Source organism: Ancylomarina euxina, from assembly GCF_003863355.1.
GTDB lineage: Bacteria > Bacteroidota > Bacteroidia > Bacteroidales > Marinifilaceae > Ancylomarina > Ancylomarina euxinus.
The window spans coordinates 1-8,139 of sequence record NZ_QQWG01000036.1 but is presented as its reverse complement, the minus strand read 5'-3'; the positions used below and the strand labels follow the sequence as shown (position 1 = coordinate 8,139).

At 32.5% G+C, this 8,139-nt stretch carries 7 protein-coding genes; all 7 read left to right on the top strand.

The annotated features are described in order from the left end of the window. Positions 1-383: 383 nt before the first annotated feature. Positions 384-1,034, top strand: coding sequence for a hypothetical protein (locus DWB61_RS17260; RefSeq protein WP_125032191.1), 651 nt, complete (start codon positions 384-386; stop codon positions 1,032-1,034). Between the two features lie 206 nt (positions 1,035-1,240). Next, positions 1,241-2,161 carry a hypothetical protein gene (locus tag DWB61_RS17255; protein WP_125032190.1) on the top strand — a complete coding sequence of 307 codons (921 nt, stop codon included), beginning with the start codon at positions 1,241-1,243 and terminating at the stop codon, positions 2,159-2,161. 367 nt (positions 2,162-2,528) lie between these two features. Continuing rightward, complete coding sequence (locus DWB61_RS17250) at positions 2,529-2,882, top strand: hypothetical protein (protein ID WP_125032189.1); 354 nt, start codon at positions 2,529-2,531, stop codon at positions 2,880-2,882. Positions 2,883-3,391: 509 nt separating this feature from the next. Next, the gene (locus DWB61_RS17245) at positions 3,392-4,348 is read left to right on the top strand and encodes a bacteriophage abortive infection AbiH family protein (protein ID WP_125032188.1); all 957 of its coding nucleotides are present in this window, start codon (positions 3,392-3,394) and stop codon (positions 4,346-4,348) included. 227 nt (positions 4,349-4,575) lie between these two features. Then, entirely contained in the window at positions 4,576-5,274 is a 699-nt protein-coding gene (locus DWB61_RS17240) for a suppressor of fused domain protein (protein ID WP_125032187.1), read from the top strand. A gap of 225 nt (positions 5,275-5,499) precedes the next feature. After that, the gene (locus tag DWB61_RS17235; RefSeq protein WP_125032186.1) at positions 5,500-6,807 is read left to right on the top strand and encodes a retropepsin-like aspartic protease; all 1,308 of its coding nucleotides are present in this window, start codon (positions 5,500-5,502) and stop codon (positions 6,805-6,807) included. Between the two features lie 205 nt (positions 6,808-7,012). After that, entirely contained in the window at positions 7,013-7,819 is an 807-nt protein-coding gene (locus DWB61_RS17230) for a hypothetical protein (RefSeq protein WP_125032185.1), read from the top strand. Positions 7,820-8,139: the final 320 nt, after the last annotated feature.

Sequence of the window (8,139 nt, the reverse complement as noted above, 5' to 3'; positions counted from 1 at the left end):
TTCACACTCAGTTCTTTTAGTTGCAAATTTCCGTGCCAAAGCTGCTTATATCAGCCCAAAAGGAATGGTGAGATTTTTCTCTCACACGAATGTTTTCAACAAACTGTAACAAACGCTAAATGGCATGTCGAGTCGGAGGTTTTCGAATGTTTATGCTTTAAATGAGCACGGCAAGCTATCTATTTTAGAATTGTTATAGTTAAATGTAATTCAAAAATAGTTAACTTGCCTTTTATAAAATTCGAAACATAAATCAACTAAAGCGCCACGCCATTTAGCGCAGCCCGTTATGCCCAATAATAAAGATGAAACAGATACTTATATACTTTTTATTGTTCACATTACACACTAGTTTATATTCTCAGCATTTAGAGAAATCAAAAATGGACTGGTGGGAAAATAATAATGCAGATTCTATTGAGAGTAATTGGCTTGAAAGAAAGCATTTAATTACTATTGAAAAAGACAGTTTCTGTTTTCATTATCCAGATACCTTAACATTAATTGAAAAAGGAGAATTTATTTTTCCACGGAAGCACTATCTCTCGTCGAGAGATTATGAAGATTCTTATTTGTCAGATTTAGAGTTAATAATAATGTCTCGAACGCTCTACATGCAGGGAATTAGGAAACTGTATGACGTGGATGAAGATTTTGTTAGGTTATTATCATTCAAGGAAAAAAATCCTATTATTACAGAGTATTTTTTAGATACCAAATTGATTAATTATACCATTACGAATGGTTTTTCATGGACACATGGAGAAGTTATTAAGTTTGGTCAGTTTGATATTTCTTCTAAGCAAGCAAAAAGAATTAAGAATGAATTATGCAGTTGGATTGATAAAAATATGGATATATATAGAAGTAGTGAGTTAACAGATTTTGTTATTGAGTTTAAACTTGACAATGAATATGTTTTAATTAAGCTTAGTCGTAATGACTATAAAAACAAAACGAATAAACCATTTATTAAGCTAATTAAAGAGTTTGAAAAAATTACAAGTAAGTCTCTGCTTGAAAAAAGAAATTAAAGGGCATAACAAAAGCTAAATTTCATGGGCGGTGATGCTCAAATAGAAAGCTTAGTTCAATTAAGAAACACCAGCAAGCCACTAAAATTGGTTTGCTTAAAAATATAAACAAATTTAATCGGCTTGCTTCCGCGCAGTTTGAAAGGATGGTTCTTTAAATCGCCCACGAAAACTTAGCAAGCCCGTTGGCTGTAATTTAGTATAACATGAAACATTATATCTTAATAATAACTTTTTCACTTTTGAAATTAAGTACTGCTTTGGGACAATCAACTGAACTGCCCCCGATGTTAAGTAATTTAGATTTGAAAAATGTACAAGAAATAGAAATTAATCAATACCACGTCTATAAGGAAACAAAGTATCACCAGGAGAAACAAATAATAGCTTTTAATGAGACTGGTAAGGTTGTTTTGAATAAACGAATATTCTTAGAATATGATAACAATATACTTAAGGATACATTTATTTATGACAAAAGAGATAGACTTATTAAATCATTACGTTATCGCCCCAATGATGCAACGATAGAGAGTAGTAAAGAATATAAATTTGAAAAAAGTGGAAAACTTCTAGACAAAGAAGTCTTTGATGAACAAAAGAATTTAATTTATAACAGCCTATGTGATTCTGCTTCAAATAATTTCAGGAGATATGTAAAAGAATCAGAAGATGGAGATAAAACAATCACTGAATTTATCTTTAATAAAAGATGGCAAAAAGATAACATATTGTATTATACTTCAGATACTTTAAATAAAAAGATAAAATATAATTACTCTCCTTTTGGTAAAAAAAAGTCAATTATAACATATTCAAAAGGGATAAATGAAATTAATAGGTTCGAATATTACTATGACAAATATCAACAGCTAATAAAGGAAGTTTATACGGATACAACAAACTTTAAAAAAAATACGGAAGGGATTTATGAGCGAGATAAATACGGAAATCTAGTATTGGAAATTCACAGAGGAAGTGATTTTAACTGGACCCATAAATATGTTTACAAATATAATGAAAAAGGCACATGGACAGAAAGGACTTATTATCGTTCGGATTTAATGAGTCGATTTATTACTTTGAATATAAAATATTATAAAAAAACTACAGCCAACAAAAGCTAAATTTCATGGGCGGCGATGTGTAGCTTGAGAATTAGTTCAATTAAGAAACAACAGCAAGCCAACTAAATTGGTTTGTTCAAAAATATAAGCAAATTTAATCGGCTTGCTTCCGCGCGGTTTGAAAGGTTAATTCTTTTAAATCGCCCACGCAACTTAGCAAGACCGTTGTATGCCAGCAAAAAAAAGAAGATTATAAGTAAATCAAGCACATTTAAATTTGCTCGTTCCTCACAAAATTAAAAGAGCTTTATCGTTCCGGCACAGATATATAATATGCCTTTAGGAGTTTCAAGCAAAAGGCTTGACATGTTAGTAAATTTTATTGTCCTAGCGCTTATCATGTGTAATATTTTGTTTACTTTCATGGGTGCATGAAAAAAATGAAGATGCTTTAGTGCTTAAAGAACTAGGAACAGCGGGGACAAGTGAACAATCATTGGGTACAACTGATCAAACGTCGGGTACAAATGGACAAACGATGGGTACAAATGATCAAACGTTGGGTACAAATGGACAAACGTTGGGTACAAATGACCAAACGATGGGTACAAATGGACAAACGATTATTTCTAAAGTAGCTACCTTAATATGGATTGCAATAATGAAGACTTTCAATAATGGAGTTCGTTCAATCACATCTCATTTGACTAAATTTTTAGTATTTAAAATCACGGAAGAAGAAATTTTATCGTGTATAACAGAGGTTATGCCACAGAAATAATCAGGATATTATATCTACAAGAAGTAGAGGAATCACAAGAAGCTATAAAGTCAAAAGACAAAGCCTAATCAGACCTAGAAGAATGGACGAGCGACTTTTATGATGTTGAAAAAATAGCAATGGAAGATAAACCTCAACTTCTAGAATCATTAGGACTATTAGTTCGTAGCTAATAGGAAGCATTTGCAGGCACATTGCCAAAGTCCACGTGCCAACGCACAACCGAACTTTGGCAATAAGCCAGCAAGCATGTAATTTAAACTTGATTTAAGGGTATGCCAGCATACAACAAAAGCTAAATTTCATGGGCGGGGACGAATAGTTTGAAAGCTTAGTTCAATTAAGAAACACCAGCAAGCCACCCAGAATTGGTTTGCTAAAAAATATAAACAAATTTATGCGGCTTGCTTCCGCGCGGGTTGAAAGGATTACTCTTTTAATCGCCCACGAAAACTTAGCAAGACCGTTGTGCCTCATTAAAAAAGAGTCTACTATATAAAACAGAGAGAATGCAATTATTTGTATTAGGAAATGGATTTGATATTGGTCATAAGATACCTTGTAAGTATTCTGATTTTTACGACTATGTAAAAGAGAATAGAGGTGATATCTTAGAAATAATGGAAAAATACTATTATGTAGGTAATGATTCGGATTTGTGGTCGGACTTTGAAAGTAGTTTAGAAGAAGATATTGATTACGATTCTTTGGCTGACATTATTGGTGAAAATATTCCTAATACCGCTTCTGATGATTTTAGAGATGGTGATTGGTATGATGCTCAAATATATATAGAACAAGATTGTGATGAGTTACTGGAAAGTATTCGCTCAGGATTTGAGGAGTGGATTGAATCTTTGGAAATTTCGAAAGTGAAAAAAGTATATCAATTAGATATGTCTGCAACCTTTATTACTTTTAATTATACAGAAGTTTTGGAGAGAGTTTATAAAATTTCTTCAACAAATATTTTGCATATTCATAATAAAGTTGGAGAGGAATTAGTTTTTGGTCACGGAAAAAAGTCAGAGGATTTTAATGTTAAAAAAGCATTATATGGAAATGAAAAAGCCTTTTTAAACATAGATAAAGATGGAAATATTGAGTCGAATGAAGTTGGACATGAGCATTTTGCTGAAAATGCAGTTAGTGCATTTTATGACAAGATGAGAAAATGTACTGAAGAGATTGTTCCAAAGCAAACTGATTTTATTAAAAATATTTCAATTGATGAAATTATCATTTTAGGGCACTCTTATAATGAAATAGACTTTCCTTACTTTAAAGAAATTGGAAAATCTATTGGTGAAAATACAAAATGGACTCTACATTACTTTTCAGATGCAGACAAACAATTGGCTGAGAAAACAATGAGAGAACTAAAGATAAATGATAGTTTAATACATTATAAACACTGCACCGAGATAGAAATTGAAGATACTCAACTAAAACTGTTTTCAATTTAGGTTAATAACGAGGCACAACAAAAGCTAAATTTCATGGGCGGTGATGAGTAGTGCGAAAGTTTAGTTCAATTAAGAAACACCAGCAAGCCACCTAGATTTGGTTTGCTTTAAAATATAAACAAATTTATGCGGCTTGCTTCCGCGCGGTTTGAAAGGTTGGTTATTTTAATCGCCCACGAAAATTTAGCAAGACCGTTAGGCACAAGCAAAAGTAAACATCAACAATAATGACAAACCAAAACCCATTTGCAAGTAGCAAACATTATTATGAACATACGGAATGGATTGAAGAACATATTTCTAAAAAATTTAATGATTGTAAATTTTCTGTGTTTCATGAAATTCCAACACTGGACATCCATATAGACGTATATTTTATCCAACCCAATAAGACTGAGTTTAATATTTTGTTGACATCTGGAATGAGTACATTGAAAATGAATGTTCCGAAAGAGGTTAAAAATTACAAGAATTATGGATTCGCTGAATTAATGATTCTAATTCCAAAAAACATTGAATTTGAGAAGGTTTATTCTGGACAAAACAAAAACGATTGGATAATTTCAATGCTCAAAAGATCAGCTAAATTTCCACATTTTTACGACACCTGGATTGGGAATGGTCACACCTTGCAAGCAGATGAAGACATGACCCCTTATGGGCATGATACCGAATTTGTAGGATCGTTATTACTTCCATCAGTAACATTTGAGCAAGATATTACTGTAATCAAGAAAAAGGGAAGACAAATTAATATTTACACCATTTTCCCACTGTACAAAAAAGAATTGGAATATAAGATCGAAAATGGATATAATAAATTCCTCGATCTGTTGATTAAAGCGGATATGAAAGAAGTTTTAAACACTAACAGGAAGAGCTTGATTTCAAAAGGAAATATTTGGAGAAAGATATTTAGAAACTAATTGAAGCAATGCCAGTGCCTAACAAAAGCTAAATTTCATGGGCGGTGATGCGTAGTTTGAAAGTTTAGTTCAATTAAGAAACACCAGCAAGCCACTTAAATTGGATTGGTCAAAAATATAAACAAATTTACGCGGCTTGCTTCCGCGCGGTTTGAAAGGTTAATTCTTTTAAATCGCCCACGAAAACTTAGCAAGACCGTTAGCAAACATATAAATCAACTACAAATGAAAAAAGTGATAAGATATAGCAAGTTTTCGTTAATAATCTACTTACTATCGTTCGGAACATCTGTTTACGCACAAAGCCCAGATGAAATTGTAGGGAAATTGATGAATGAGCAAAGAATGTTTGAGTTAAGAGGACAACACGAACAGTTGCAAGAGCAATTATCCCCAATGATAAGCTATTTTTCTCAAGCCATGCTTGCTGAGTCATTCAATAACCCAGAGAGCGGAATTATTGCTGTAGATACATTATTAAACAATGAAAACTATCAAGCACAATTGGGCTTAGGTAATATTGCTTATCTAATCTATCTCAAATCAGGATTTCTTGAAACACTATTTCGATATAAAGAATCCTCGGAGATGTTAGAATCTTTTCTTGATCAGACTAAAGATTTGCCAATTAATCAAGATTTAAGAACTAATTTGAAAGAATCTTTAAGGATTAATAGAATTATAGCAAACTTTCCTCCGACTCAAATTAATCGACCGCAAAAGAATGTAGAGATTGACTATGTCGTTAAGAAGGCAGGAAAAGGGTTAGCACTAGATGTTCCATGTGAAATAAATGGAAAAGAAGCACAAATGTGCCTTGATACAGGGAACCCTAAATATAGCGTGGTGACTGAGAATTTTGCAAATAAATATCATATTAAAACCATTGTTGATTCTATTCCAATGAAAGGGGTTGGGTCAGGCTTTGCAAAGATCGGAATTGCAGAAGACTTGAAGATTGGAGATGTCACCTGTCATAATTCCTTATTTTATATTGTGAATAAAATCACGCCAATTGATACTATTTCTCTTGAGGCTGTTTTAGGATCAGAAGTGTTGAATTTAATAGGTGAAATTCAACTTTATCCAGCTAAAAAGAAAATTGTTTTCCCTCAATCAAACACATTAATAAGTTTGTCAAAAGGGAACCTAATTATGAATAAAAGACATCTGTTTATACAATTGGTTCAAAATTCAGAGACGATATTGATGCATTTTGATACAGGGTCATCATTATCAAATATGAGTCATCTCTATTTTGCTGATAATAAAGATACGATTGAACAAATAGCTTTGAAAGATTCAATAAGGCTTGCAGGTTATGGTGGTGTTTCTTATCAAGCTGGATATAAATTGCCAAAACTTGATTTTATTCTTAATGAAAAATATTTCGAAATGAAAGATATTGCCGTATATACCGAAAACATAATGAACCAATGGAACGAAAGAGGCTGTTTGGGTGCCAATTTTGTGCAGAAATTCAATAAAGTGATTGTGAGTTATAAGAATATGTTTATTGAGCTAGAAGAGTAAATACGTTTGCTAACAAAAGCTAAATTTCATGGGCGGTGTCGTGTAGTTTGAAAGCTTAGCGAAATTAAGAAACACCAGCAAGCCACCTAGATTTGGTTTGCAAAAAATATAAACAAATTTATACGGCTTGCTTCCGCGCGGTTTGAAAGGTTATTTCTTTTAAATCGCCCACGCAACTTAGCAAGACCGTTAGGCACAATGTAAAATGAAAAAGGACATACCGAATATAATGAAAGTGAATATACCTTACGATCCTCATGGCATCGAGAATTTACTACTCTTGAGATATGGGAGAATTATCGAAGAGGGATATTCTTTCAGCGAACATGATTTTGACCTTTTCTGTGCCATTTTGATTAGGAAACATGGAATTGAAAATCTATCACCTGATCTAAGAGAAAGAATATTAAATGGAGACAAAATCAAAACATCAGTTCAATTTCAAATAACTGCTTTAGCTATTGAACAAGGAGAAGAAGTTCAAGATGAGGAATTAGAATCCCATACAAAAGAGAGAATCTGTAAAGCTATAGAACGTAAAAAAATAGTTAAAAAAGAAATTGCAAGAACAGGAGTAAATGCACAAAAAGTAACACTTAGTAATTCTAAATACTATCGCACATTACTTAATCTAATCAAAGACTTTGTTGATATAACATTAATCGATTGGTTAGTGCCTATAACTTTGACTTTCGGTCGCTTTGTTCATATCTACGTCAAACACGTTGAGGAAACAAAATTCGGAGAAGGTCAATTCAAGAGGCGATCATTTTTCGATTACAAGCACGATGAGCTCTATAGTCTTATCAAGAAAATACTAAGCCAAGAAGAAAATTCAATTAAAGATCACTTTCTAGAAGTAAGTGTAGGATTGGCATTAAATAAACCCGAAATGGTAAAAGATTATCGAAGAGGAATCGGGAAACATCCACCAATAAATATGAATGGTGATCAGTTTAAGTTAACTATCGACAAGACTGGAAAAATAATGTCATTCCATCAAATAAAATAAAGAAACACTGTGCCTAACAAAAGCTAAATTTCATGGGCGCTGATGAGCAGATTGAAAGTTTAGTTCAATTAAGAAACACCAGCAAGCCACTAGAATTGGTTTGTTCAAAAATATAAACAAATTTATGCGGCTTGCTTCCGCGCGGTTTGAATGGGAAATTCTTTTAAATTGCCCACGAAAACTTAGCAAGACCGTTAGGTGCAAGCCGCCTGAAATTCGATACATAGAGCACTTTAAGCAACTGAAAATTAATGAAATTGACAATAGTATAAACCAAAAACCATTTAAGACATGAGAAAATTAGAAGAAATATGCAAAGT

Excerpts from the sequence above, each read along its gene's own strand:
- DWB61_RS17260 (WP_125032191.1), top strand. The coding sequence starts at position 384 with ATGGACTGGTGGGAAAATAATAATGCAGATTCTATTGAGAGTAATTGG.
- DWB61_RS17255 (WP_125032190.1), top strand. The coding sequence starts at position 1,241 with ATGAAACATTATATCTTAATAATAACTTTTTCACTTTTGAAATTAAGT.
- DWB61_RS17245 (WP_125032188.1), top strand. The coding sequence starts at position 3,392 with ATGCAATTATTTGTATTAGGAAATGGATTTGATATTGGTCATAAGATA.
- DWB61_RS17240 (WP_125032187.1), top strand. The coding sequence starts at position 4,576 with ATGACAAACCAAAACCCATTTGCAAGTAGCAAACATTATTATGAACAT.
- DWB61_RS17235 (WP_125032186.1), top strand. The coding sequence starts at position 5,500 with ATGAAAAAAGTGATAAGATATAGCAAGTTTTCGTTAATAATCTACTTA.
- DWB61_RS17230 (WP_125032185.1), top strand. The coding sequence starts at position 7,013 with ATGAAAAAGGACATACCGAATATAATGAAAGTGAATATACCTTACGAT.